21 protein-coding genes and 5 tRNA genes are annotated in these 24,671 nt (G+C 54.1%); 20 read left to right on the top strand and 6 right to left on the bottom strand.

All coding sequences use genetic code 11. The features are described from left to right. The first annotated feature begins 98 nt into the window (after window positions 1-98). Window positions 99-1,613: a nitric oxide reductase transcriptional regulator NorR gene (norR, locus tag AC07RN_RS13165; protein WP_478336565.1), complete on the top strand. Its 1,515-nt coding sequence runs from the start codon at window positions 99-101 to the stop codon at window positions 1,611-1,613. Here norR and gutQ read toward each other — a convergent pair. After that, window positions 1,610-2,575: an arabinose-5-phosphate isomerase GutQ gene (gutQ, locus tag AC07RN_RS13160; RefSeq protein ID WP_015960173.1), complete on the bottom strand. Its 966-nt coding sequence runs from the start codon at window positions 2,573-2,575 to the stop codon at window positions 1,610-1,612. The two genes, norR and gutQ, sit on opposite strands and share 4 nt — an antisense overlap. Window positions 2,576-2,778: 203 nt before the next feature. Here gutQ and mltB point away from each other — a divergent pair, with 203 nt between their 5' ends. From mltB to AC07RN_RS13065, 19 genes are all read left to right on the top strand, one after another. Next, a complete protein-coding gene (gene mltB / locus AC07RN_RS13155) occupies window positions 2,779-3,879 on the top strand; it encodes a lytic murein transglycosylase B (RefSeq protein WP_478336564.1) in 1,101 nt (366 codons plus the stop codon). A gap of 311 nt (window positions 3,880-4,190) precedes the next feature. Next, a complete protein-coding gene (locus AC07RN_RS13150; RefSeq protein ID WP_478336563.1) occupies window positions 4,191-4,844 on the top strand; it encodes a metal ABC transporter ATP-binding protein in 654 nt (217 codons plus the stop codon). Continuing rightward, entirely contained in the window at window positions 4,841-5,704 is an 864-nt protein-coding gene (locus AC07RN_RS13145; protein WP_478336562.1) for a metal ABC transporter permease, read from the top strand. Before AC07RN_RS13150 ends, AC07RN_RS13145 begins: the two co-directional genes overlap by 4 nt. A 2-nt stretch (window positions 5,705-5,706) precedes the next feature. Further along, complete coding sequence (locus AC07RN_RS13140) at window positions 5,707-6,585, top strand: metal ABC transporter substrate-binding protein (RefSeq protein ID WP_478336561.1); 879 nt, start codon at window positions 5,707-5,709, stop codon at window positions 6,583-6,585. 129 nt (window positions 6,586-6,714) lie between these two features. Further along, a complete protein-coding gene (gene pncC / locus AC07RN_RS13135; protein ID WP_478336720.1) occupies window positions 6,715-7,212 on the top strand; it encodes a nicotinamide-nucleotide amidase in 498 nt (165 codons plus the stop codon). 92 nt (window positions 7,213-7,304) lie between these two features. After that, complete coding sequence (gene recA / locus AC07RN_RS13130) at window positions 7,305-8,363, top strand: recombinase RecA (RefSeq protein ID WP_015960167.1); 1,059 nt, start codon at window positions 7,305-7,307, stop codon at window positions 8,361-8,363. A gap of 67 nt (window positions 8,364-8,430) precedes the next feature. Continuing rightward, window positions 8,431-8,931 carry a recombination regulator RecX gene (gene recX / locus AC07RN_RS13125; protein ID WP_478336560.1) on the top strand — a complete coding sequence of 167 codons (501 nt, stop codon included), beginning with the start codon at window positions 8,431-8,433 and terminating at the stop codon, window positions 8,929-8,931. 131 nt (window positions 8,932-9,062) lie between these two features. Next, window positions 9,063-11,690 carry an alanine--tRNA ligase gene (alaS, locus tag AC07RN_RS13120; RefSeq protein WP_478336559.1) on the top strand — a complete coding sequence of 876 codons (2,628 nt, stop codon included), beginning with the start codon at window positions 9,063-9,065 and terminating at the stop codon, window positions 11,688-11,690. Window positions 11,691-11,931: 241 nt separating this feature from the next. Then, on the top strand, window positions 11,932-12,117 hold the full coding sequence (csrA, locus tag AC07RN_RS13115; protein ID WP_000906486.1) for a carbon storage regulator CsrA: 186 nt from the start codon (window positions 11,932-11,934) through the stop codon (window positions 12,115-12,117). 342 nt (window positions 12,118-12,459) lie between these two features. Then, window positions 12,460-12,552: transfer RNA gene (locus tag AC07RN_RS13110), tRNA-Ser, on the top strand. Window positions 12,553-12,556: 4 nt separating this feature from the next. Next, window positions 12,557-12,633 (top strand) — tRNA-Arg (locus AC07RN_RS13105). Window positions 12,634-12,830: 197 nt separating this feature from the next. Next, window positions 12,831-12,907: transfer RNA gene (locus tag AC07RN_RS13100), tRNA-Arg, on the top strand. Between the two features lie 29 nt (window positions 12,908-12,936). Further along, window positions 12,937-13,013: transfer RNA gene (locus AC07RN_RS13095), tRNA-Arg, on the top strand. Between the two features lie 29 nt (window positions 13,014-13,042). Beyond that, window positions 13,043-13,119, top strand: a tRNA-Arg gene (locus AC07RN_RS13090). Between the two features lie 243 nt (window positions 13,120-13,362). Beyond that, window positions 13,363-13,929, top strand: a complete 567-nt coding sequence (yqaB, locus tag AC07RN_RS13085) for a fructose-1-phosphate/6-phosphogluconate phosphatase (protein WP_478336558.1) — start codon at window positions 13,363-13,365, stop codon at window positions 13,927-13,929. Next, window positions 13,926-14,354 carry a YqaA family protein gene (locus AC07RN_RS13080; protein WP_015960163.1) on the top strand — a complete coding sequence of 143 codons (429 nt, stop codon included), beginning with the start codon at window positions 13,926-13,928 and terminating at the stop codon, window positions 14,352-14,354. Before yqaB ends, AC07RN_RS13080 begins: the two co-directional genes overlap by 4 nt. A gap of 82 nt (window positions 14,355-14,436) precedes the next feature. Continuing rightward, a complete protein-coding gene (gene gshA, locus AC07RN_RS13075) occupies window positions 14,437-15,981 on the top strand; it encodes a glutamate--cysteine ligase (protein WP_478336557.1) in 1,545 nt (514 codons plus the stop codon). A 151-nt stretch (window positions 15,982-16,132) separates the two neighbouring features. Then, a complete protein-coding gene (gene luxS / locus AC07RN_RS13070) occupies window positions 16,133-16,648 on the top strand; it encodes an S-ribosylhomocysteine lyase (RefSeq protein WP_478336556.1) in 516 nt (171 codons plus the stop codon). 41 nt (window positions 16,649-16,689) lie between these two features. Further along, the gene (locus AC07RN_RS13065) at window positions 16,690-17,454 is read left to right on the top strand and encodes an AraC family transcriptional regulator (protein ID WP_478336555.1); all 765 of its coding nucleotides are present in this window, start codon (window positions 16,690-16,692) and stop codon (window positions 17,452-17,454) included. Here the strand turns inward: AC07RN_RS13065 and leuA are convergent. The 5 genes from leuA to AC07RN_RS13040 all read right to left on the bottom strand — a co-directional run bounded on the left by leuA (window position 17,451) and on the right by AC07RN_RS13040 (window position 24,169). Further along, window positions 17,451-19,100, bottom strand: a complete 1,650-nt coding sequence (gene leuA, locus AC07RN_RS13060; protein WP_478336554.1) for a 2-isopropylmalate synthase — start codon at window positions 19,098-19,100, stop codon at window positions 17,451-17,453. The two genes, AC07RN_RS13065 and leuA, sit on opposite strands and share 4 nt — an antisense overlap. Before the next feature lie 111 nt (window positions 19,101-19,211). Continuing rightward, window positions 19,212-20,759 carry a multidrug efflux MFS transporter permease subunit EmrB gene (gene emrB / locus AC07RN_RS13055; protein ID WP_015960158.1) on the bottom strand — a complete coding sequence of 516 codons (1,548 nt, stop codon included), beginning with the start codon at window positions 20,757-20,759 and terminating at the stop codon, window positions 19,212-19,214. A gap of 16 nt (window positions 20,760-20,775) precedes the next feature. Beyond that, window positions 20,776-21,948 carry a multidrug efflux MFS transporter periplasmic adaptor subunit EmrA gene (gene emrA, locus AC07RN_RS13050; protein WP_015960157.1) on the bottom strand — a complete coding sequence of 391 codons (1,173 nt, stop codon included), beginning with the start codon at window positions 21,946-21,948 and terminating at the stop codon, window positions 20,776-20,778. Window positions 21,949-22,073: 125 nt separating this feature from the next. Then, window positions 22,074-22,604: a multidrug efflux transporter EmrAB transcriptional repressor EmrR gene (emrR, locus tag AC07RN_RS13045; protein ID WP_015960156.1), complete on the bottom strand. Its 531-nt coding sequence runs from the start codon at window positions 22,602-22,604 to the stop codon at window positions 22,074-22,076. 380 nt (window positions 22,605-22,984) lie between these two features. Beyond that, the gene (locus AC07RN_RS13040; RefSeq protein ID WP_015960155.1) at window positions 22,985-24,169 is read right to left on the bottom strand and encodes an MFS transporter; all 1,185 of its coding nucleotides are present in this window, start codon (window positions 24,167-24,169) and stop codon (window positions 22,985-22,987) included. Window positions 24,170-24,671: the final 502 nt, after the last annotated feature.

The following is a 24,671-nucleotide window of genomic DNA, read 5'->3' as shown; positions in this document are numbered from 1 at the left end:
CTTTTTAAAAATAATAACTCATGATGGGTAGTCAAAGTGACTATCTTGTTTGCTGTCAATATGACAACATATATTGTCAAAATGACAGCGAGGCGAAAATGAGTTTTTCTGTAGAGGTGCTGGCGAGAATCGCCATTGAACTGCAAACCGGTATTGGCCATCAGGATCGCTTTCAGCGGCTGATCTCCACGCTGCGCCACGTGCTGGATTGTGATGCGTCAGCGCTGCTGCGCTACGAAGGACGGCAGTTTATTCCGCTGGCGATCGACGGGCTGGCGCACGACGTGCTGGGGCGTCGTTTTACGCTGGAAGGGCACCCGCGTCTGGAGACGATTGCCCGTGCGGGTGACGTGGTGCGATTCCCGGCGGACAGCGATTTACCCGATCCTTACGATGGATTAATCCCTGGGCAAGAGAGCCTGAAGGTCCACGCCTGTATCGGCTTGCCGCTGTTTGCCGGACAGAATCTGATTGGTGCGTTAACGCTCGATGGCCTTGAGCCGGATCAGTTCGATACGTTTAGCGATGAAGAGCTGCGCCTGATTGCTGCGCTGGCCTCTGGCGCGCTCAATAATGCGCTGCTGATCGAACAACTGGAAAGTCAGAATATTATGCCGGGCAGTCCGGTCGCGTTCGAGCACGTCGCGCATACGGAAATGATCGGCCTGTCGCCAGGGATGATGCAGCTGAAAAAGGAGATCGAAATTGTTGCGGCGTCCGATCTCAACGTGCTGATCGGCGGTGAAACAGGCACCGGAAAAGAGCTGGTGGCGAAATCGATTCATGAAGCTTCGCCGCGAGCGGTCAATCCGCTGGTGTATCTGAACTGCGCCGCGCTGCCCGAAAGCGTGGCGGAAAGTGAGCTATTCGGGCATGTCAAAGGGGCGTTTACCGGCGCAATCAGCAACCGCAGCGGCAAGTTTGAAATGGCCGATAACGGCACTCTGTTCCTTGATGAAATCGGTGAGCTGTCGCTGGCGCTCCAGGCCAAGCTGCTGCGCGTGTTGCAGTACGGTGATATTCAGCGCGTCGGCGACGATCGCAGTTTGCGCGTCGACGTGCGCGTGCTGGCGGCGACCAACCGCGATCTGCGCGAAGAGGTGCTGGCCGGGAATTTTCGTGCCGATCTGTTCCATCGTTTAAGCGTATTTCCGCTGTCAGTCCCGCCGCTGCGCGAGCGTGGCGAAGACGTAGTGCTTCTGGCAGGCTTTTTCTGCGAGCAGTGCCGGTTAAAAATGGGATTATCACGCGTGGTGTTAAGCCCCGGCGCGCGTAGCCATTTGTTAAGTTACGGCTGGCCGGGAAACGTGCGTGAGCTGGAACATGCCATTCATCGTGCAGTGGTCCTGGCACGTGCCGCGCGTTTGGGCGACGACGTGGTGATCCACGCGCGACATTTTGCTTTGCATGATGAGGCAGCGCCTGCCGTGGCGCAGGAACTCCCGGCGATAGCCCATGAAAATCTGCGTGAGGCGACGGAAGCGTTTCAACGCCAGATGATTACCCGTGCGCTTGATCAAAATGGACGTAGCTGGGCGGCTTGCGCGCGAGCGCTTGAGATGGACGTCGCCAACCTGCATCGGCTGGCGAAACGCCTGGGGCTAAAGGGCTAAATAATCCCGGCTTGATAGAAATCTTGCAGGTTGATGGCACCGCAAAGCTTGCCGCTGTCGTCAACGACAGGTGCCGCGGTGATTTTACGTTTCATTAAGATCTCTTTGGCTTCGATGGCGCGGCTTTCGGCGTTTAACGTCAGTCCGCCAGCGGTCATTGCCTCACTGACGATAGCCTCCAGACCGCCGCCACCGACCAGCCAGCGGCGAAGGTCGCCATCGGTGAAGACACCTTTAACCAGACCCGTTTCGTCACAGACCGCGACCAGTCCCAGCCCGGTGCGGCTCAACTCCAGCATTGCGTCCATGACGCTGGTGCTGAGTTTGACCTGAGGAACGGCCTCTTCGGTACGCATCAAATGGTGAACTTTATTGAGCAGACGCGCGCCCAGCGCCCCCGCTGGGTGAGAGCGTGCAAAATCTTCTTCATTAAAACCGCGCGCCTGCATGACGGCCATCGCCAGCGCATCGCCCATCATCAGGGTATTAACGGTGCTGGATGTTGGCGCGAGGTGCATCGGGCAGGCTTCGCGTTCAACGGAAATATCCAGCGTCGCTTTTGCGGCCAGCGCCAGCGGTGAGCGGGACTTTCCGGTCATCGCCAGCAGCGCAACGGATTTTTCCTGCAAACGCGGAATGATCAAATCCAGCTCTTTTGCCGAGCCGGAATAGGAGATAAACAGCATCACGTCACGGCTTTCGATCATCCCCAGATCGCCATGCAGGGCTTCTGCCGGATGGACAAAAAAGGCAGGTGTACCGGTGCTGGCGAGTGTCGCGGCAATTTTCTTACCGATATGCCCGGATTTACCAATGCCTGCGACAATCACTTTGCCTTCACATTGAATAATGGTGTTGGCTGCACGGACAAAATCATCGCCCAGCCTTTCTGGCAGGCGGCTGGCTTCCTGCAGTTCCAGCATTAATGTCTGACGGCCTGTGTTTAGCAGAAAATCACTCATTTTTATCTCCGGTTATAATCCCTTGCGCTTCGTGCCCTGGCAGAACGACAGAAACGTGGCTGCGCCCATGATAGTGCATTCTCCTGGTGGGGATCCTGCCCAATACCGAAAGATTTTGCTTCGCGCCACAGAACTCCTTCCTTGAGGTGTCGCGGATGCTTTACCATACTTGCCACTTATCGAATTCTTTCAATGGATGTCTCATGGTCAAGCGTCGTTACGCAGCGCTCATTCCCGCGCTGATTATGCTTGCTGCCTGTAGCAGCAAACCGAAAACAGAGGAAGTTCAACAGACGGCTGGCGCGCCCTCCGGCGGTTTTCTGCTGGAGCCGCAGCACAATGTCATGCAGATGGGCGGTGATTTCGCCAACAACCCTGCGGCCGAACAGTTCATCGATAAGATGGTGAGCAAGCACGGTTTTAATAGACAGCAACTGCACGAAATTTTGTCCCAGGCCAAACGTCTGGATTACGTGCTGCGCCTGATGGACAGACAAGCGCCAACCGCGCAGGCGCCCACAGGGCCGAACGGTGCGTGGCTGCGCTATCGTAAACAGTTCATCACCCCGGACAACGTGCAAAACGGCGTGGCATTCTGGAATCAATATGAAGATGCGCTGAACCGCGCATGGCAGGTTTACGGCGTTCCGCCTGAAATCATCATCGGCATTATTGGCGTGGAAACCCGCTGGGGCCGCGTGATGGGCAAAACGCGCATTCTTGATGCGCTGGCGACGCTCTCCTTTAACTATCCGCGCCGCGCAGAATATTTCTCATCAGAGCTGGAAACCTTCTTGCTGATGGCGCGCAACGAGCAGGACGATCCGCTGGATCTGAAAGGCTCATTCGCGGGCGCAATGGGTTACGGCCAGTTTATGCCGTCGTCCTATAAAGAATACGCCGTGGACTTTAACGGTGACGGGCATATCAATCTGTGGGATCCGGTGGATGCCATCGGTAGCGTGGCGAATTACTTCAAAGCACACGGCTGGGTGAAAGGCGAGCCGGTCGCCGTGCAGGCCAACGGTCAGGCGCCTGGGCTGGAAAATGGTTTCAAAACCAAATACAGCGTGGCGCAACTGGCGTCAGCCGGGTTAACGCCGATGCAGCCGCTGAATAATAATCAGCAGGTGAGTTTGCTGCGTCTGGATATTGGTACGGGTTATCAATATTGGTACGGGCTGCCGAATTTCTACGTGATTACCCGCTACAACCACAGCACGCACTACGCGATGGCGGTGTGGCAATTGGGTCAGGCGGTTGCGCTGGCGCGTGTGCCTGCGGCGTCTCCGTTTAGTCAGTAAGTTTCCCACCGCTGAATGATTTGCCGGAGCAGGGTTTCATCTCCGGCAAATCATCAGGTCGTTGTTTGATACTTAGCGCCTCATCTTTACTGCTACCGCTAAGAAGTGCAGCGGTAACATTTCGCCACACTCCATCATCATCTTCTGCATTTACATCTGCGCCGCGATTTATTAATGTTATGTTATAACATAAATATCGGTGTCAATATGTCTATTTCACTTCTCTCTCTTTCCGCGCTGGCGCGACTCCTGATGGCGTTCGGGTTGATAGCGATTATCGCTTTGGCGGTGCGCTGGGCGGTGATCCTCCCATGATTGAGCTACAAAATCTGGTGGCCGGATATGACGGCCAGCCGGTCACTCAGGCGCTGAATGGCGTCATTGAGCGCGGCAGTATGACGGCGATTGTCGGCGCGAATGGCTGCGGGAAATCGACGCTGCTGAAAACGCTCGCGGGGTTTATTCCTCCGGTGAGCGGCGCATTTCGCTGGCCGGAAAAACATCCGGTTATCGGCTGGCTGGCGCAGCGCCACTCGCTGGAAGCGCAATTTCCCCTGACCGTTCAGGATGTGGTGAGTATGGGCTGCTGGCCTGGTATCTCTTTATTGTCGGGGTTGCAGCGTAAAACGCGTTTGCGTATCGCCAGCGCGCTCGAGCGGGTGGGGCTGCAGGCGCAGGCTGCATCGACGATTGATGAACTCTCCGGTGGTCAGTTCCAGCGCATGCTCTTTGCCCGAGTGCTGGTGCAGAACGCGCCGCTGGTGATGCTTGATGAGCCTTTCACTGGCGTGGATGAAACCACCTGTAACGTGCTAATGGAATTGATGCTGGATATGTATTTGCAAGGGCAAACCGTCCTGGCGGTGTTGCATGACAGCGAGCGCGTGGCGCGCCATTTCCCCCAGACGCTGCGACTTGATACCAGCACGGCTTGTTGGGCAACCGTGCGCGCGAGGGTGGCATGATCTGGCATCTTTTTTTTCAGCCATTTATTGAATACGGATTTATGCGTCGTGCGTTGGTGGTGTGCCTGGCACTTTCTGTGAGTACCACGATGCTGGGCGTTTTTTTACTTCTCCGCCGTATGAGTCTGATGGGCGACGCCTTGTCGCACGCCATTTTACCCGGTGTCGCAGTGGGGTATTTGCTCAGCGGGATGTCATTGCTGGCGATGAGTGTGGGTGGGTTTATTGCCGGAATTATCGTTGCGCTGATTGCCGGTTTGGTCAGTCGTCGCACGCCGCTAAAAGAGGATGCCAGCTTTGCGGGGCTATACCTTTGCTCGCTGGCGCTGGGCGTCACGCTGGTTTCGCTTCGCGGTTCTAATGTCGATCTCTTGCACCTGCTTTTTGGCTCCATTCTGGCAGTCGATAACGACGCGGCGCTCTTTGTGGCGGGCGTCTGCATATTCACCTTATTGATGCTGGCGATTTTCTATCGCGGGCTGGTCACCGAAGCATTCGATACCGCCTGGTTGCAGGTTAATTCTCGCGTGTTGCCCGGACTGTTACATGGGCTGTTTCTTGCCTTGCTGGTGCTTAACCTCGTCGCCGGATTTCAGGTACTTGGCACGCTGATGGCGGTAGGGCTAATGATGCTGCCCGCCGTTGCTGCACGCTGCTGGATGCGAACATTGCCGGGGCTGTTACTCATGGCGGGCATCAGCGGGATTTTTTGTGCCTGGCTTGGGCTGAGCCTGTCGTGGGCGGTCAGTTTGCCTGCCGGGCCGTCTATCGTATTGACCGCCAGCGCATTGTTTATTTTTTCCGTTTTATTTGGCTCGCGCAGCAATCTGCGTGCGCTTTTTCAACGCAAGGGGAAGTGAAGATGAAACGTACAGGGGTAATGATTGCGCTGTTGCTGGGGTTCATGACGCAGAGCGCGCTGGCTAAGACACTGAATGTGGTGACGAGTTTTTCGATTCTCGGCGACATTACGCAGGAAGTGGGCGGCAAGCATGTGAGTGTGACGACGCTGGTTGGCCCGGATGGCGATCCACATACCTTTGAGCCCTCACCAAAAGACAGTGCGGCGCTGAGTAAGGCAGATGTGGTGGTGGTGAACGGTTTGGGGCTGGAAGGTTGGCTCGACCGGCTGGTCAAAGCGTCAGGGTTTAAAGGGACACTGGTGGTGGCTTCTTCTGGAGTCAAAACCCACACCTTAGAAGAGGAGGGCAAAAGTGTCACCGACCCTCACGCCTGGAATAGTGCGGCTAACGGTGCGTTGTATGCGCAAAATATTCTCGCAGGTCTGATGCAAGCCGATCCGCAAGATAAAGCGGCGCTGGAGGCTTCTGGTCAGGCGTATATCGCTCAGCTAACGCAGCTAGATAGCTGGGCAAAAACGCAGTTTAGTCAGATTCCCCAGCAAAAACGCAAAGTGCTAACCAGCCATGATGCGTTCGGCTATTTTAGCCGTGCTTACGGGGTGAACTTTATTGCTCCGCAGGGGCTTTCTTCCGAGAGCGAGGCGAACGCTGCGCAGGTGGCCGCAATCATCGATCAAATTAAGGCAGACGGCGTGAAGACTTGGTTTATGGAAAACCAGCTCGATCCGCGTCTGGTAAAACAAATTGCCACTGCAACGGGCGCACAGCCAGGCGGAGAGCTTTACCCTGAGGCGCTGTCGGCCAAAGGTGGCGTGGCGGATACCTACGTCAAAGCCTTTCGCCATAACGTCAAAACGATTGCGGATAGCATGAAGTAATTTTTTTTTAAGCCGATGCCATCGCATCGGCTTTTTCTGAAGCCTCCTCGTAAAACCTGAACCTCATCTCCCTATCTCACGAGAAAGTGCTACATTGTGCTGCATGTTTTTCAGGAGCCGAAAGCGATGATGACTGACCATGAATTGATGCAGCTGAGCGAAGTGGTAGGGCTGGCGTTGAAGCAGCGTGGCGCTACGCTGACAACGGCGGAATCCTGTACTGGTGGATGGGTAGCAAAAGTGATTACGGATATCTCGGGCAGCTCCGCGTGGTTCGAACGCGGCTTTGTGACCTACAGCAACGAAGCCAAAGCCCAGATGATTGGGGTGCGTGAACCGACCCTTGAACAACACGGCGCGGTGAGCGAGCCGGTGGTGGTTGAAATGGCAATCGGGGCGCTTAAAGCCGCGCAGGCGGATTTTGCGATTTCTGTCAGCGGTATTGCCGGACCCGATGGCGGTAGCGATGTGAAACCCGTTGGCACCGTCTGGTTTGGTTTCGCTACGGCACAAGGTCAGGGAGTCACCCGCAGGGAGTGCTTCAGCGGCGATCGCGAAAGCGTGCGGCGCCAGGCAACGGAATACGCGTTAAAAACGCTCTGGCAACAATTTCTACAAAACACTTGATACTGTATGACCATACAGTATAATTGCTTCAACAGAACAGTTTTCACCTCCCGGGAATACGTAAGCGGATTTCCGGCATGACAGGAGTAATAATGGCTATCGACGAAAACAAACAGAAAGCGTTGGCGGCAGCGCTGGGCCAGATCGAAAAGCAATTCGGTAAAGGCTCCATCATGCGCCTGGGTGAAGACCGTTCCATGGATGTGGAAACGATCTCCACGGGTTCGCTTTCTCTGGACATCGCACTGGGTGCGGGTGGCCTGCCAATGGGTCGTGTCGTAGAAATCTACGGACCGGAATCGTCGGGTAAAACCACGCTGACCTTACAGGTTATTGCTTCAGCACAACGCGAAGGCAAAACCTGTGCGTTTATCGATGCAGAACACGCGCTGGATCCCGTGTATGCCCGTAAACTCGGCGTAGATATCGACAATCTGCTGTGTTCTCAGCCGGATACCGGTGAGCAGGCGCTGGAAATTTGTGACGCGCTGGCACGCTCTGGTGCGGTTGACGTTATCGTTGTTGACTCCGTTGCGGCACTGACGCCGAAAGCGGAAATCGAAGGCGAAATCGGTGACTCTCACATGGGCCTTGCGGCACGTATGATGAGCCAGGCAATGCGTAAACTGGCCGGTAACCTTAAGCAGTCTAATACGCTGCTGATCTTCATCAACCAGATCCGTATGAAAATTGGTGTGATGTTTGGTAACCCAGAAACCACTACCGGTGGTAACGCACTGAAATTCTATGCCTCCGTTCGTCTGGATATCCGTCGTATCGGCGCAGTGAAAGATGGCGATAACGTGATCGGCAGCGAAACCCGCGTGAAGGTTGTGAAGAATAAAATCGCCGCACCATTCAAGCAGGCTGAATTCCAGATCCTTTATGGTGAAGGTATCAACTTCTTTGGCGAGCTGGTTGACCTCGGCGTGAAAGAGAAGCTGATTGAAAAAGCAGGCGCCTGGTACAGCTACAACGGTGAAAAGATTGGTCAGGGTAAAGCGAATGCTATTTCCTGGTTGAAAGAGAACCCAGCAGCAGCGAAAGAAATTGAGAAGAAAGTGCGCGAACTTCTCCTCAATAACGAAGATTCTAAACCGGACTTCGTTGTTGATGCCGCAGATGCTGAAGAAACCAACCCAGATTTCTAATCATCTGGTGTAAAAACAAGGGCTGCGATTGCGGCCCTTTTTGCATTTGTCATACAGCAGGTTTTATATGAGTGAATCGAAACCGCGTCGTCCTGCACACGCCCGTTTATTAGACCGTGCCTTACGGATTCTGGGCGTACGCGATCACAGTGAACAAGAACTGCGACGCAAACTAGCCGCCCCCGTCATAGGTAAAAATGGCCCGGAAGCGATTGATGCAATCGAGGAAGACTATGATCGCGTGATCGCCTGGTGCTATGAGCACAGCTACCTTGATGACACCCGTTTTGTGACGCGCTTTATCGCCAGCCGGAGCCGTAAAGGTTACGGTCCCGCACGCATCCGTCAGGAACTTAATCAGAAAGGGATCGCTCGCGACGCAACAGAACAGGCGATGCGTGAATGCGATATAGACTGGGGTGAACTGGCGAGGGATCAGGCCGTTCGTAAGTACGGTGAACCTTTGCCGAGTGAATTTTCAGAAAAAGTAAAAATCCAGCGTTTCTTACTCTATCGTGGCTACCTGATGGAAGATATTCAGGCGATATGGCGTAATTTTACCGATTGAACGCATGCTGCATTTTACTTCCCTCCAAAGAAAACTTATCTTATTCCCACTTTTTCCAGTAGCTGGCCCATCCAATCTTCAACAGGAACAGGCTGGCTGCGACATTTCGTTAGCTTGATTTCAGGATAATTATGAGCAAGAGCACCGCTGAGATCCGTCAGGCGTTTCTCGATTTTTTCCATAGTAAGGGACACCAGGTAGTTGCCAGCAGCTCCCTGGTACCGAACAATGACCCGACTCTGCTGTTTACCAACGCCGGGATGAACCAGTTCAAGGATGTATTCCTTGGTCTCGATAAGCGTAATTATTCCCGTGCGACAACCTCACAGCGTTGCGTACGTGCGGGCGGTAAACATAACGATCTGGAAAACGTCGGCTACACCGCACGTCACCACACTTTCTTCGAGATGCTGGGTAACTTCAGCTTCGGCGACTATTTCAAACACGACGCTATCCAATACGCATGGGAATTGCTGACTGGTGAAAACTGGTTCAACCTGCCGAAAGAGCGTCTGTGGGTTACCGTTTATGAAACCGACGACGAAGCTTACGAAATCTGGGAGAAAGAAGTCGGCATCCCGCGTGAGCGTATTATTCGTATCGGTGATAACAAAGGCGCGCCCTATGCGTCAGACAACTTCTGGCAGATGGGTGATACCGGTCCTTGCGGTCCGTGCACCGAGATCTTCTACGATCACGGCGACCACATCTGGGGCGGGCCCCCGGGAACAGCAGAAGAAGACGGCGATCGCTATATTGAGATCTGGAATATCGTCTTCATGCAGTTCAACCGTCAGATTGACGGCACGATGGAGCCACTGCCAAAACCGTCCGTTGATACGGGCATGGGTCTGGAACGTATTGCCGCTGTTCTGCAACACGTTAACTCCAACTACGATATCGATCTGTTCAGCACGCTGATTAAGTCTGTTGCTGAAGTGACCGGCGCTAGCGATCTGAGCAATAAATCTCTGCGCGTTATCGCAGACCACATTCGTTCTTGTGCGTTCTTGATTGCTGATGGCGTGATTCCGTCGAATGAAAACCGTGGTTATGTGCTGCGTCGTATCATTCGTCGTGCTGTTCGTCATGGCAACATGCTGGGCGCGAAAGACACTTTCTTCTATAAACTCGTGGGTCCACTGGTTGGCGTCATGGGCGATGCAGGCGAAGAGCTGAAACGTCAGCAATCGCAGGTTGAGCAGGTCCTGAAAACAGAAGAAGAACAGTTCGCTCGCACCCTGGAGCGCGGTCTGGCGCTGCTGGACGAAGAACTTTCTCAGTTGACTGGCGATACGCTGGATGGCGAAACCGCCTTCCGTCTGTACGACACCTATGGCTTCCCGGTTGACCTGACGGCTGACGTTTGCCGCGAGCGCAACATCAAGGTGGACGAAGCGGGCTTTGAAGCCGCGATGGAAGAACAGCGCCGTCGTGCGCGTGAATCCAGCGGTTTTGGTGCGGATTACAATGCCATGATCCGTGTGGACAGCGCATCTGAATTCCAGGGTTACGATCGCCTGGAATTGAACGCGAAAGTCACCGCCCTGTTTGTCGACGGCAAAGCCGTAGACAGCATTAGCGCAGGCCAGGATGCCGTTGTCGTTCTCGACAAAACCCCATTCTATGCGGAATCCGGTGGTCAGGTCGGCGATAAAGGCGAACTGAAAGGGAACGGCTTTAGCTTCTCTGTCAGCGATACCCAGAAATATGGTCAGGCAATTGGTCATATCGGCAAACTTGATTCCGGTTCTCTGAAAGTCGGTGAGGGCGTTCAGGCCGAAGTCGACGAAGCACGTCGCGAACGTATTCGTCTGAATCACTCTGCAACGCACCTGATGCACGCTGCACTGCGTGACGTTCTGGGAACGCATGTTGCGCAGAAAGGTTCTCTGGTTAACGACAAAATCCTGCGTTTCGACTTCTCTCATTTTGAAGCGATGAAACCGTCTGAAATTCGCGCGGTTGAAGATATGGTCAACGCGCAGATCCGTCGTAACCTGCCTATCGAAACCAACATCATGGATCTCGAGGCGGCCAGAGCCAAAGGTGCGATGGCGCTTTTTGGCGAGAAATATGATGAGCGCGTTCGCGTGCTGAGCATGGGTGATTTCTCAACCGAACTCTGCGGCGGAACTCACGCTTCCCGTACCGGTGATATCGGCCTGTTCCGTATCCTATCCGAATCGGGTACAGCGGCGGGTGTGCGTCGTATCGAAGCGGTAACAGGTGAAGGCGCGATCGCCAGCCTGCACGCTGAAAGCGATCAGTTGCACGATATTGCTCAACTGTTGAAAGGTGACAGCCACAACCTGGGTGAGAAAGTGCGTAGCGCGTTGGAACGCAGTCGCCAGCTCGAAAAAGAGCTGCAGCAGCTCAAAGAGCAAGCAGCTGTTCAGGAAAGTGCGAATCTGTCCAGCAAAGCGGTTGATATTAAAGGTGTTAAACTGCTGGTCAGTGAACTGGCAGGCGTTGAACCTAAGATGCTTCGTACTATGGTTGATGATCTGAAGAACCAGCTTGGTTCGACAATTATCGTTCTGGCGACAGCGGTCGACGGTAAGGTTTCTCTGATTGCGGGCGTCTCTAAGGATGTGACCGACCGTGTGAAAGCAGGGGAATTGATTGGTATGGTCGCTCAGCAGGTCGGCGGCAAAGGTGGCGGTCGTCCGGACATGGCGCAAGCCGGTGGTACGGATGCAGCGGCACTTCCAGCGGCATTGGCCAGCGTTGAAAGCTGGGTAAGCGCTAAACTGTAATAATTACAAAGCGTAAACAGACGCCATGACCTCGCGGTTATGGCGTATTGGTTACTACGCTATCGACAATGATAAAGTCAGGTTGAGTTTGTGTATATCGGCTAAACTTACGTTTAACAGAATGTGATGCCGTGACTGCTTACACTTTACGTGTTTGTCATCGCTTACTTTTTGGCGTTATATGATGGATAATGCCGGGATACAAGAGACCCGACTCTTTTAATCTTTCAAGGAGCAAAGAATGCTGATTCTGACTCGTCGAGTTGGTGAGACCCTCATGATTGGGGATGAGGTCACCGTGACAGTTCTAGGGGTAAAGGGTAACCAGGTTCGTATTGGTGTGAATGCCCCTAAAGAAGTCTCTGTCCATCGTGAAGAGATCTACCAGCGTATCCAGGCTGAAAAATCCCAGCAGTCCAGTTACTGATATTATCGCGTCTCGCTTTCCGGCGAGACGCAACCCTCTCACTATTGTTCCTGCATAAAGTTACCGTTCTATTTCATTCGCTCAACTTTTCACGCTCTCCCGAAACTTATCTCATCCAAAATCTGTCTCTTCCCCTGCAGAAGGCTGCTTTAACGTGTGCAAAATCCGCTTATAAAACACCCTCTTTGTGGTTTTTACATGCGAATTGCCTGTGATTTGTGCAAACGATAAATGTCTGTGGAAAATTGTTTGACTTATAAGTCCCAGAAAGTAATATATGCGCCACGCAGCGACGAAGAGCTCTTAACAAGTTCTGCGAAGCACTCGCAAGAGGCGTTGTGTGGTGAGGTGGCCGAGAGGCTGAAGGCGCTCCCCTGCTAAGGGAGTATGCGGTCAAAAGCTGCATCCGGGGTTCGAATCCCCGCCTCACCGCCATTTTGCATCCGTAGCTCAGCTGGATAGAGTACTCGGCTACGAACCGAGCGGTCGGAGGTTCGAATCCTCCCGGATGCACCATCTTCTTAGAGATAACAGTGGCACTGTTATTTCATGGTCCGCGAAATTATCGCGAGTACCAAGGAAGATAACGTTGCTTTAGCAACGGCCAGAAGGGTGAGGCGCAGCCGAGTAATCCTCCCGGATGCACCATCTATTACTTCATATTGCTTTCGAAGTGATATGACGTATCAAGCAGTACCATAGTAAATCCCGATGCATCCGTAGCTCAGCTGGATAGAGTACTCGGCTACGAACCGAGCGGTCGGAGGTTCGAATCCTCCCGGATGCACCATTTACTATTTCTGAACGCAGTACCCTGATGCATCCGTAGCTCAGCTGGATAGAGTACTCGGCTACGAACCGAGCGGTCGGAGGTTCGAATCCTCCCGGATGCACCATTTATTATTTCTGAACGCAGTACCCTGATGCATCCGTAGCTCAGCTGGATAGAGTACTCGGCTACGAACCGAGCGGTCGGAGGTTCGAATCCTCCCGGATGCACCATCTTCTCCAAATTCACAGCAAGTCTCTTCGTTCATGGTCTGCGAGTCTATCGCGAGTGCCAGGAAGGATAGCGTTGCGTCAGCAACGGCCCGAAGGGCGAGGCAATCCCAAGTCATCCTCCCGGATGCATCCTCTAATGTTCACCCCCCTAAATTATTTCATCAGCTATCACTCTCACTGTCAGCGACAAAAATCCTTGTTTACGTTAAAGTAACGCTTTGTTAATCGTTGGGCGAGAGCACGATGTACGCACAGTATGACGGTCTGATCTTCGATATGGATGGCACTATCCTGGACACCGAACCCACTCATCGTAAAGCGTGGGATGATGTTCTGAGTCGTTACGGAATGCGTTTCGATTTACAGGCAATGGTGTCGCTTAATGGCTCGCCAACCTGGCGTATCGCTCAGGCAGTGATTGAACTTAATCATGCCGATCTGGATCCATACCTGCTCGCTCGCGAAAAAACCGACGCCGTCAAAGTGATGCTTTTGGACACAGTTCGTCCGCTTCCGCTGATTGACGTTGTCAAAGAGTGGCATGGCCGTCGCCCAATGTCAGTGGGGACGGGCAGTGAAAGCGCGGTTGCCGAAGCCTTGCTCAATCATCTAGGACTGCGTCACTTTTTTTCGGCAGTGGTCGCAGCCGATCATGTCGAAAATCACAAACCCGCGCCGGACACTTTTCTACTGTGTGCAGAGTTAATGGGTGTTGCCGCGTCTCGGTGTGTGGTTTTTGAAGATGCAGACTTTGGTATTCAGGCCGCGCGTGCCGCCGGAATGGATGCTGTGGATGTTCGCTTACTGTGAGTGACTTACTGTCACTTGCTTCGTTATTTGCCAGCAGTTTTTTAAGTGCCACACTCTTACCGGGTAACTCCGAGGTTGTGCTGGTCGCGATGCTGTTGTCAGGCGTAAGTCAGCCCGGGTTGTTGGTCTTAATAGCAACAATGGGTAATAGCCTTGGAGGGCTGACTAACGTTATTCTTGGTCGTTTCTTTCCGCTACGTGAAAAATCACGCTGGCAGGAAAAGGCAGCAGGCTGGCTTAAACGCTATGGTGCTGCCACGCTTTTATTAAGCTGGTTGCCTGTTATAGGGGATTTGCTGTGTCTGCTGGCAGGGTGGATGCGCATCTCATGGGGGCCAGTGCTCTTTTTTTTATGCCTTGGTAAGGCGTTGCGCTATGTCCTTGTGGCACTGGCAACACTCCAGGGCATGACGTGGTGGCACTAATTGGTGGAATGAATAAACGACCTTCAATCGTCAACCATTACAATTATGCTGGATAACTATTATTGACAGGCGGGAGGTCAATTTGATCCCGGACGTATCACAGGCGCTAGCCTGGCTGGAAAAGCACCCTCAGGCCCTGAAGGGTATACAGCGCGGGCTTGAGCGCGAGACACTGCGCGTAAACGCGGATGGCAGTTTAGCAACAACCGGTCACCCCGAGTCGTTAGGCTCTGCGTTGACACATAAATGGATCACGACCGATTTTGCCGAAGCGCTGCTGGAATTTATCACTCCGGTTGATGGTGATCTCGATCATATGCTGACGCTAATGCGTGATGTCCACCGCTACACCGCCCGTCAACTGGGTGATGAGCGCATGTGGCCACTCAGCATGCCTTGCTACATTGAGCAGGGTCAGGATATTGAGCTGGCGCAATACGGCACGTCGAATATCGGTCGACTGAAAACGCTGTACCGTGAAGGCTTAAAAAACCGCTATGGCGCGTTGATGCAAACCATCTCCGGCGTGCATTACAACTTCTCGTTGCCGATGGCGTTCTGGCAGGCAAAATGCGGCGAAACGGATAAAGAAGCGATCTCAGCGGGTTATTTCCGCTTGATTCGTAACTACTACCGTTTCGGCTGGGTGATCCCGTACCTGTTCGGTGCTTCGCCAGCGATTTGCTCCTCCTTCCTGCAGGGCAAACCGACCACGCTGCCGTTCGAAAAGACCGACTGCGGCATGTACTATCTGCCGTACGCCACCTCATTACGCCTCAGCGATCTGGGTTATACCAATAAGTCGCAAAGCAATCTCGGTATTACGTTTAACGATTTGCATGAGTATGTGGCAGGATTGAAGCGGGCGATCAAAACCCCGTCGGAAGAGTACGAAACTATCGGGCTCGAAAAAGACGGTAAACGCCTGCAAATTAACAGCAACGTTTTGCAGATTGAAAACGAGCTGTATGCGCCGATTCGCCCGAAACGCGTCACGCGCAGCGGCGAAGCACCGTCAGATGCGCTGGAGCGCGGCGGCATCGAGTATATCGAAGTCCGTTCCCTGGACATCAACCCGTTCTCGCCAATTGGCGTTGACGAGCAGCAGATCCGTTTCCTCGATCTGTTTATGGTCTGGTGTGTCCTGGCGGATGCGCCGGAAATGAGTTCTGACGAGTTATTGTGTACGCGTACCAACTGGAATCGCGTGATCCTGGAAGGACGCAAACCTGGCCTGACATTAGGCATTGGTTGTGAAACGGCGCAGTTCCCGCTGGCAAAAGTGGGCAAAGATCTATTCCGCGATCTCAAACGTGTCGCGCAGACGATGGACAGCCTTTACGGTGGTGAGGAATATCAAAAAGTGTGCGACCAACTGGTCGAGAGCTTTGATAACCCTGAGCTGACGTTCTCGGCACGCATTCTGCGTTCTATGATTGATCAAGGCATTGGTGGCACAGGCCGAACGCTCGCTGCGCAGTACCGTGACATGTTGCAGCAAGAGCCGCTGGAAGTATTGAGCGAAGAAGATTTCGTTGCAGAACGCGAAGCATCTATTGCGCGCCAGCGTGAGGTTGAAGCGGCGGACGCTGAATCGTTCGAAGCGTTTTTGGCGAAACACGCATGACAGAAAAGAAAATGGCCACATCGCTGTGGCCAAAATAACATCTCTGAAATCAGGGATGATGATAACAAATGCGCGTCTTTCATATACTCAGACGTGCAGTTGAACAAAGAGTTCATTTTATTTTAAAAATAATCACTATCGGAGGTGACGTATGCCGTTATTAGATAGCTTCACAGTCGACCATACCCGTATGGAAGCCCCTGCTGTACGTGTGGCAAAAACCATGCATACCCCGAGCGGCGACGCGATCACCGTGTTTGACCTGCGTTTTTGCGTGCCAAATAAAGAAGTGATGCCAGAAAAAGGCATTCACACGCTGGAGCATCTGTTCGCAGGCTTTATGCGCGATCACCTGAACGGTAACGGTGTAGAAATCATCGACATCTCTCCGATGGGCTGCCGTACCGGTTTCTACATGAGCCTGATTGGCACCCCTGAAGAAACGCGCGTGGCGGATGCCTGGAAAGCGGCGATGGCCGACGTGCTGAAAGTTAAAGAGCAGAACCAGATCCCAGAGCTGAACGTCTACCAGTGCGGTACGTATCACATGCACTCTCTGGACGAAGCGCAGGAGATCGCTCGTCATATTCTCGATCGTGATGTTCGCGTGAACAGTAACGAAGAGCTGGCGCTGCCAAAAGAAACGCTGAAAGAGTTGCACATTTAGTGCGCCATTCCCCTCTCCTCAGGGAGAGGGAAGCCTAACCCATGACCACCACCACAACCTTCTCGTTTACCCAACGCCCTTTGGTTCCTTACGCTCATGATTATCGTCATGGTGATAGCGAGCCGAACCATCAGCACGATTGCGCCCAGCTACTGCATAGCCTGAGCGGGGTCGTTCGCGTTGATACGGTTGCAGGATGTTGGGTTGTTCCGCCTGGCCGTGGCGTCTGGTTGCCCGCAGGCACGCAGCATGCGATTCGCATCACCGGCAACGTGGCGGTGCGCACGCTATTTATCGATCCGCTTGCCCGCGCCGATCTGCCGGCGTCTTGCCAGATCGTGCAGATCTCGCCGTTACTGCGCGAGCTAATTGTCGCCTCGCTCGATCTCCCTGAATCTTATTCTCCCGGTAGCCGCGATGAGCGGGTCTACGAACTGATTCTGGATGAAATCCGCACCATGCCTGTCCTGCCGTTTCATCTTCCTGAACCGCAAAGCGAACCACTGCGCCAGCTCTGTCAGCAGATCCGACAGGACCCCGGCTTAGCCTGGAGCAGCGCGCAGGCCGCGAGCCTGACGAGCATGAGTGAACGCACCCTTAACCGCCATTTTCAGCAACAAACCGGGTTAAGCTATGGGGAGTGGACGAGAAGGGCGCGTCTGGTTGAAGCTCTGCTGCGCCTGGCGCAAGGCCAGCCGGTATTACGCGTTGCGCTGGACTTAGGTTACGGCAGCCACAGCGCTTTCACGGCGATGTTTCGCCGGGTGATGGGCATTTCTCCCAGCGATTATTTCAAAGACGTCTAACCGACGGCGTTAAACAGCGCCTGAATTGACGCGCGCGCCACGTCGCTATCAATCCCCACGCCCCATCGACTGGTACCATCCTGGAACAGACAGCGAATGTACGCCACTGAGCGGCTGTCGCTGCGCTCCCCCAGTGAATGCTCGTGATAATCTTTTATCACAAACGGCTTATCCAGCCAGCGGCTGATGCCATTGGCAGCGGCCGACAGTAAACCGTTTCCGTGGCCCTCAAGCTGGCGTGTCCCACCCCCGGTGACCACCGTAGCGGCCAGGCGCAACTGTCCGTCCTGCTGACTCTCACTGCGATACGTTTGCAGGATAAAGTGCCCAGAAGGCACCAGCCCGTAACGGCTGCGGAAAAGCTGCCAGAGCGCGTTTTGCGTCATCTCTTTTCCCTGACTGTCGGCCTCCTGCTGCACATGCTGGCTAAAATCTTGCTGCAGCGCACGCGGCAATTTCAGGCCGTGATTCTGCTCAATCAGCCACGCGCTGCCGCTTTTTCCTGACTGGCTGTTCACGCGGATCACCGCTTCGTAGGAACAGCCAATATCCTGTGGATCGACCGGCAGATAGGGCATCTCCCAGCGATCGTCCGGCTGACGCGCGTCGAAGCCTTTTTTAATCGCATCCTGATGTGAACCTGAAAATGCGGTATATGCCAAACGCCCCGCCCACGGATGACGTGGATGCACCGGGAGCTGATTACAGCTTTCCACCACCTCCACGACCTGATTCATATCGCTGAAATCCAGATCCGGGCTGACGCCCTGGGAGTACAAATTCATCGCCAGCGTCACCAGACAGACGTTGCCCGTACGCTCGCCGTTGCCAAACAGACAGCCCTCCACGCGATCCGCACCGGCCATCATCGCCAGTTCGGCACAGGCCACGCCCGTACCGCGATCGTTATGCGGATGAACGCTAATACACACCTCGCTGCGACGGCTAAAGTGACGACAGAAATATTCAATCTGATCGGCATACACATTCGGCGTGTTCACTTCAACGGTCGCGGGCAGGTTGATAATCATCGGGCGCTCGGCGCACGGCTGCCAGATGTCGGCCACGGCCTCACAAATTTCCAGCGCAAACTCTGGCTCGGTAAAGCAGAACGTTTCCGGGGAATACTCATATTGCCAGCGCGTTTGTGGATTCTCTTCGCAGAGCTGTCGGATCAGGCGCGTGGAACGGGTTGCCAGCGCAATAATCTGGTCTTTATCCATGCCAAAAACCAGGCGACGGAACAGCGGGGCGGTGGCGTTATACAGGTGAACGGTGGCCTTTTTCGCACCGCGCAGCGATTCAAAGGTGCGAAGAATCAAATCCTCCCGCGCCTGGGTCAAGACCTGAATCGTGACGTCATCGGGAATGCGATTCTCATCGATCAGCTGGCGAACAAACTGAAAGTCAGTTTGCGATGCGGATGGGAACGCGACTTCAATTTCTTTAAAACCGCAGCCGAGGAGTAAATCCCAGAATTGCAGTTTACGTGCGCTGTCCATCGGTTCGGCGAGGGCCTGATTGCCATCGCGCAAATCGGTGGAAAGCCAGCGCGGGGCATGGGTGATGCGTTGCTCAGGCCAGCGACGGTCGGGCAGGGAGATGGCGGGGAAAGGCTGATATTTTTGTGCGGGTTGTTTCAGCATGATGCGCTCCTGTTGTCTTTTCACTATCGTGAAGCGATTTCAGGAGCGCTGCTTTATCAGAACTGACAGATGCTATAGAGAAACGGACAACTTTCTCGTCGGTGGAACCGGTTAGTGCGCACCGCTTCCACCGCCACCCGCGCCGAATGGCGGTTTGGCAAACCATATCAGGCTCAGGAGCAGGATAAATATCCCCGCCGAAATCCAGAAAATCTCGTTCGCGGAGATAATCAGACCCTGATTGGTTATCTGCTGGGCGATCCAGCCGGACGCCTGCTGCTGCGTCATGCCCATTCCTTCGAGCTGGCTGTACATCTGCTGCGCGTTCGGATTGTAGACGTTAACCGATTCCGTCAGCTGGGCGTGGTGCAACGATTCCCGGCTGGTCCACAAGGTGGTGGTAATCGACGTTCCGATTGAGCCTGCCAGCGTTCGAGTAAAGTTCGACAAACTCGAGGCCGCCGCCATACGCTCAGGCGGCAAGCCGGACAGCGTGATGGTGGTCAGTGGCATAAAGAAGCACGCCACGGCAAAGCCCTGAATAAACTGCGGCCACGCGGACGCGCCAAAGTCCATTCCCGGTTCGAACGTGTAGGCACGCCAGTAGAAACAGACGGCATACATAATAAAGCTGAACGTCACCAGCCTGCGCATGTCGAGTTTATGCGCGAAACGACCGATAATCGGCGACAGCAGGACCGGAATCAACCCCACCGGCGCAGACGCCAGACCCGCCCAGGTTGCCGTATAGCCGTATACCTCCTGCAATAGCTGCGGAAGCAGCACAATCGCGCCGAAGTAGAGCATATAGGCGAGACTGATACACAGGCAGCCGATGGTAAAGTTTCGCGACTTAAACAACGACAAATCGACTATCGGGTTATCGTCCGTCAGCTCCCAGACAATCAGGAAGCTTATCGCGACCACCGCCACGACGGTCAACACGATAATCTCTTGCGAGGCAAACCAGTCCAGCTCTTTACCGCGGTCGAGCATGATCTGCAGGCTACCGATCCCCAGCACCAGCAGTGCCAGCCCCACGCCGTCAATGCGTCGCTGCTCGGTCTTGGTCTCGCGACCGCGCAGCGTTTGCAGCGTGAGCAGCACGACGACCGCGCCAATCGGCACGTTGATAAAGAAGATCCAGCCCCAGTGATAGTTATCACTGATAAATCCACCGAGAATCGGTCCGCAAATCGGCGCGACGATAACCGTCATCGACCACAGCGCCAGCGCGATAGAGCGTTTGGCGGGGGGATAGTTGTTCAGCAGCAAACTTTGCGACAGCGGAATCAACGGCCCCGCCACAATCCCTTGAATGACGCGGAAGAAGATCAGCATCGTCAGGCTGTTGGACATCCCACAAGCCCATGAGGCGAGGACGAACAATACCGTCGACCACATGAACAATTTCACTTCGCCGACGCGTTTTGCCAGCCAGCCCGTGATCGGAATCGAGATCGCATTCGCGACCCCGAACGAGGTGATCACCCAGGTCCCCTGGCTCAGTGACGAGCCAAGGTTACCGGCGATGGTTGGGATCGCCACGTTTGCGATGGTGGAGTCCAGCACCTGCATGAACGTCGCCAGTGACAGCGCGATGGTCATGATGACCAGTGGCGCGCCTTCCAACGGTTTTTGCGGTTTTTGCTGTTGCATAACGCTCACCTTCGGATTAACCGGCGTTCGCTTTCACGATGTCATCGATCAGCTTATTGACGGGATCAAGGCTGATTTCACGGGCATTACTTTCGTAAGCCGGATTAGTACGCACCTGGTTCGCCAGCATTTGGCCGTCACGATTGGTGGTATCTACGGTCACCAGCGTGGACAACCCGATACGCAGCGGATGATCCGTCAGCTGTTTTTGATCCAGTTCGATACGCACCGGTAAACGCTGGACCACTTTGATCCAGTTGCCGGTCGCGTTTTGCGCAGGCAGCAGAGAGAACGCGCTCCCGGTACCCATATCCAGACCGACCACTTTCCCGGTATATTCCACGTCATCGCCGTAAATATCACTGACGATAGTCGCCGTCTGGCCGATACGCATATGCGCGAGCTGCGTCTCTTTAAAGTTTGCATCTACCCACAGATTATTAGCCGGAACCACCGCCATCAGCGGCGTAGTCGGGCTAATCTGCGCGCCAGGCTGCACGGAACGGCGTGATACGTAGCCGGTCATCGGGCTGACAATTTTGGTTCGTTGCAAGGCAAGCCAGGCGTTGCGCACTTCTGTCGCAGCCTGTTTCACCGCAGGCTGATCTTCCAGGTTGGTGCCCAGAATCATCGCCTGATTCGCGTTGTACTGTTGGATTGCCACGTCAAGCTGTGCCTGTGCACTGGCCACGGCATCACGCGCGTGCTGCAGCTCTTCGCGACCAATCAGGTTCGCCGTGCCAAGCGGTACGCGACGGTTCAAATCGCTTTGCGCCTGTGCCAGCGCGGTTTTCTGCACGTCGATGCTGGCCTGCAATTGCTTGCTGTTAATCATCGACTGACGTGTTTGACGCACGCTGGAGGCCAGCTCGGTCTGCGCCTTTTCAAACGCCTGTTGAGCATCGGTCGGATCGAGCGTAACCAGCACATCGCCTTTTTGCACAAAGTCGGTATTGTCAGCCCAGACTTTCGTCACGCTGCCCGACACCTGGGCCATAATCTGAACCTGGTTCCCTGCCACGTATGCATCATCCGTTTCCTGAATATGACGCAGAACTAAAAACCAATAGATACCATATGCCACAGCAATAATAATAAAGAGCAAGGTCAGCAGCAGAAGGGCACTCTTACGTTTGCCTTTCTTGTTAGCTGGTTGCTGCGGGGGAATATTCTCCGCATTTGCGCTCATTGTTGTTCTCCACGATCTTCTTATTTTCACATCGGCTGAGCCGACCTGTTGTCAGAAAGGCCAGCAGTTTGATGTGCTGGCCTGTCAGTTATTGTTAAACCTGGATGTTTGAGCGTGTCGTCGTGTTAGCTCAGCGCCTCAAGAATGACGCCATCTTCATCCATCTGATCCAGACGGGTGAGGAGCTTACGGGTGATTTGCTCTAGCTGATCGCGCTCGGTAGTGCTCAGCGCCGACCAGAGTTGGTGCAGGCAGTTGTGCTGAGGTGGCAGCACACCGCGCAGGAATTCGTGACCTTTGTCGGTCAATTGTAGATGCAAACAACGGCGGTCGTTGTCGCTTTCACGGCGCTCAATCCAGCCGCGTTTTTCCAGCTCATCGGCGATGCGAGTGGCATTGGTACGCGATGAACCCAGCGCACAGCTCAGTTCGGACGGCTGAATGCTGTGATCTTCCTGAGACTCCAGGGTAATCAACGCCATAAATAACGTCTCGTTAATCCCTTGAGCTTTCAGCATTTTATTGCGGTTTTCCAGCAGTTTGCCTTGCATGTGCATGCACAGGCGAGTCAGCAGAATTTCCTGATACGGGAAGTCCTCGTGACGACTGGCGCGAAATTTAAGCATTTGTTCAATGGGGGTAAACGAACTATCCATTTGGGCATGACCTCATTAATTACAGTCGATATAGTAACGACAGTGACAAATAATGTAAATGAATTATTTGTGCGGTTATATCCGCCAAACTTATATCACTGTCAGCAAGTGCCGGGTGAATCCGTGACCCGGTGAGCACAGAAACGGAAGGGCAAACGCCCACGAAAGACGGGGTCGGGCGATGAGAAACAGCATGAGGTTTCAAACGGATAGGATGTAATATCAACTTGGAGGAGCTGGGAGCAGCCTGTAGGTCTGAACTGTTCATGCGGTAATCTAATATGTCACCCATATTAAAATTTCTGGGATAAATGATTACGTTAACCTTAACAGACTGCAGGGCTCCTTAACACCCTAAGAAGCCCAAACCGATGTAAAGCTTAGTTAATTGCTTCCTGGAGGTGATATCCGCGCCACCAGATGAGTAAGTTGATGACGGCAACGAGTGTTCCTGCCAGACACACACCCGTCCACCCAGCGTGTTGCCACGCCGATGCGGAAATCAGAGACCCCGCTGCGCCACCGATGAAGTAGCTGGTCATGTAACCGGCCGTCAGGCGGTTACGCGCCTCGGGTTGCAGGCGATAGATAACCGTCTGGTTAGTGATATGCACACCCTGAACCGTCAGGTCGAGCACCAGAATCCCAACAATCAGTGCCATCACTGAAAAATGGCCGTACCAGATAGCCGCCCATGAAAGCAGCAGCAGAATCAGCCCTGCGGTGGTGGTCAGGTGCGATTTGCCTTTATCCGCCAGCCCACCGGCAGGACGTGCGCCTAACGCGCCCGCCGCGCCCGCCAGACCAAACAGGCCAATCATGCCTTCGGAATAGTTAAACGGCGGCGAGGCCAGCAGGAACGCCATCGACGTCCACAAAATGCTGAAGTTGGCGAAGGTGAAACAACCAAGCAACGCGCGGGTACGCAGCAGTTTATCTTGTGTGAACAAGCTGAACACGGACCCAAGCAGCTGCGGATAATTCAGGTGATTTTCCTGCTTCACTTTTGGCAATCCGCGCCACAGCGCCAGGGCCATGATCACCATAAGCACCGACGCCACCCAGTAAACGGTGCGCCAGCCGCCGAGGCTTGCCAGCAATCCCGCCACCGTTCGCGCCAGCAAGATCCCGAGCAATAAACCACTCATGATGGTCCCGACCACTTTGCCGCGTTTATCAGGCGCTGCCAGCGTTGCCGCCAGAGGCACCAGAATTTGTGCGACAACCGAGAATAACCCCGTGAGCGCGGTGCCGATAATCATCATCGTGAGTGACTGGCTGGATGCGGTGATCAGCATGCCGCCAGCGGCCAGCAGCGTCATGGAGACAATCAGCCTGCGGCGTTCAAACATATCGCCCAGCGGCACCAGGAACAGCAAACCGGCGGCGTAGCCCAGCTGTGCAGCGGTCACAATAAATCCCGCGGAGCTGGCTGAGAGGGAAAAGGCGCGCGCGATGGTGTCCAGCAGCGGTTGTGCGTAGTAGTTACTGGCGACCGCCAGGCCTGTTGCCACAGACATTAAAAGGATCAGTGCTGGGCTAAGCCCTTGAGTTGTTTTTGTCATTAGATTCAGGAATCGTGAGTTAAGTGATTATTTTTCCAGAAACCAATCATAACGGATGATGATGAATGTTGGGGAATTGTTGCGTGGTGGATTGTGCGGTTTTGGTTGAGTGGGGTGTGTTCCCCTCACCCTGTGAGGGCCAAGGGAACCTCAGAGAGTGAAGGTTTGCACAACGTACTCCCTCTCCATTCAGGGAGAGAGCTGGGATGAGTCGGAACAGGTGACTTTGTGTTTCTCCCTCTCCATTTAGGGAGAGGGTTGGGGTGAGGGGGAGCAGGTGATTCGGAGGTGTGTTCCGTTCACCATACGAACTCAGTTCCATTGTCATACCTGAACCAGTGAACGTGTTAAGGGGGCTATCGTGTATGAACCGGTCACATGGGTAACAGGTTATAACGGTACGGTAAACAGCTGACGGAGGTTTGCCGTGCCCTGGACTGAGACTGTTACCATGCAACGTTTGCAGTTTGTCGCGACCTGCCTTGAAGGCAACCTTCCCGTT

The sequence above is a fragment of the Lelliottia sp. GFLA7 genome, assembly GCF_056490165.1.
This window is presented reverse-complemented; position numbering and strand designations above follow the sequence as displayed.

Coding starts and splice junctions, on each gene's coding strand:
- pncC (WP_478336720.1), top strand. CDS start 6,715: ATGACTGACCATGAATTGATGCAGCTGAGCGAAGTGGTAGGGCTGGCG.
- AC07RN_RS13065 (WP_478336555.1), top strand. CDS start 16,690: ATGACCACCACCACAACCTTCTCGTTTACCCAACGCCCTTTGGTTCCT.
- norR (WP_478336565.1), top strand. CDS start 99: ATGAGTTTTTCTGTAGAGGTGCTGGCGAGAATCGCCATTGAACTGCAA.
- alaS (WP_478336559.1), top strand. CDS start 9,063: ATGAGCAAGAGCACCGCTGAGATCCGTCAGGCGTTTCTCGATTTTTTC.
- yqaB (WP_478336558.1), top strand. CDS start 13,363: ATGTACGCACAGTATGACGGTCTGATCTTCGATATGGATGGCACTATC.
- emrA (WP_015960157.1), bottom strand. CDS start 21,948: ATGAGCGCAAATGCGGAGAATATTCCCCCGCAGCAACCAGCTAACAAG.
- recA (WP_015960167.1), top strand. CDS start 7,305: ATGGCTATCGACGAAAACAAACAGAAAGCGTTGGCGGCAGCGCTGGGC.
- csrA (WP_000906486.1), top strand. CDS start 11,932: ATGCTGATTCTGACTCGTCGAGTTGGTGAGACCCTCATGATTGGGGAT.
- AC07RN_RS13150 (WP_478336563.1), top strand. CDS start 4,191: ATGATTGAGCTACAAAATCTGGTGGCCGGATATGACGGCCAGCCGGTC.
- AC07RN_RS13140 (WP_478336561.1), top strand. CDS start 5,707: ATGAAACGTACAGGGGTAATGATTGCGCTGTTGCTGGGGTTCATGACG.
- luxS (WP_478336556.1), top strand. CDS start 16,133: ATGCCGTTATTAGATAGCTTCACAGTCGACCATACCCGTATGGAAGCC.
- leuA (WP_478336554.1), bottom strand. CDS start 19,100: ATGCTGAAACAACCCGCACAAAAATATCAGCCTTTCCCCGCCATCTCC.
- AC07RN_RS13145 (WP_478336562.1), top strand. CDS start 4,841: ATGATCTGGCATCTTTTTTTTCAGCCATTTATTGAATACGGATTTATG.
- emrB (WP_015960158.1), bottom strand. CDS start 20,759: ATGCAACAGCAAAAACCGCAAAAACCGTTGGAAGGCGCGCCACTGGTC.
- AC07RN_RS13040 (WP_015960155.1), bottom strand. CDS start 24,169: ATGACAAAAACAACTCAAGGGCTTAGCCCAGCACTGATCCTTTTAATG.
- recX (WP_478336560.1), top strand. CDS start 8,431: ATGAGTGAATCGAAACCGCGTCGTCCTGCACACGCCCGTTTATTAGAC.
- mltB (WP_478336564.1), top strand. CDS start 2,779: ATGGTCAAGCGTCGTTACGCAGCGCTCATTCCCGCGCTGATTATGCTT.
- gutQ (WP_015960173.1), bottom strand. CDS start 2,575: ATGAGTGATTTTCTGCTAAACACAGGCCGTCAGACATTAATGCTGGAA.
- emrR (WP_015960156.1), bottom strand. CDS start 22,604: ATGGATAGTTCGTTTACCCCCATTGAACAAATGCTTAAATTTCGCGCC.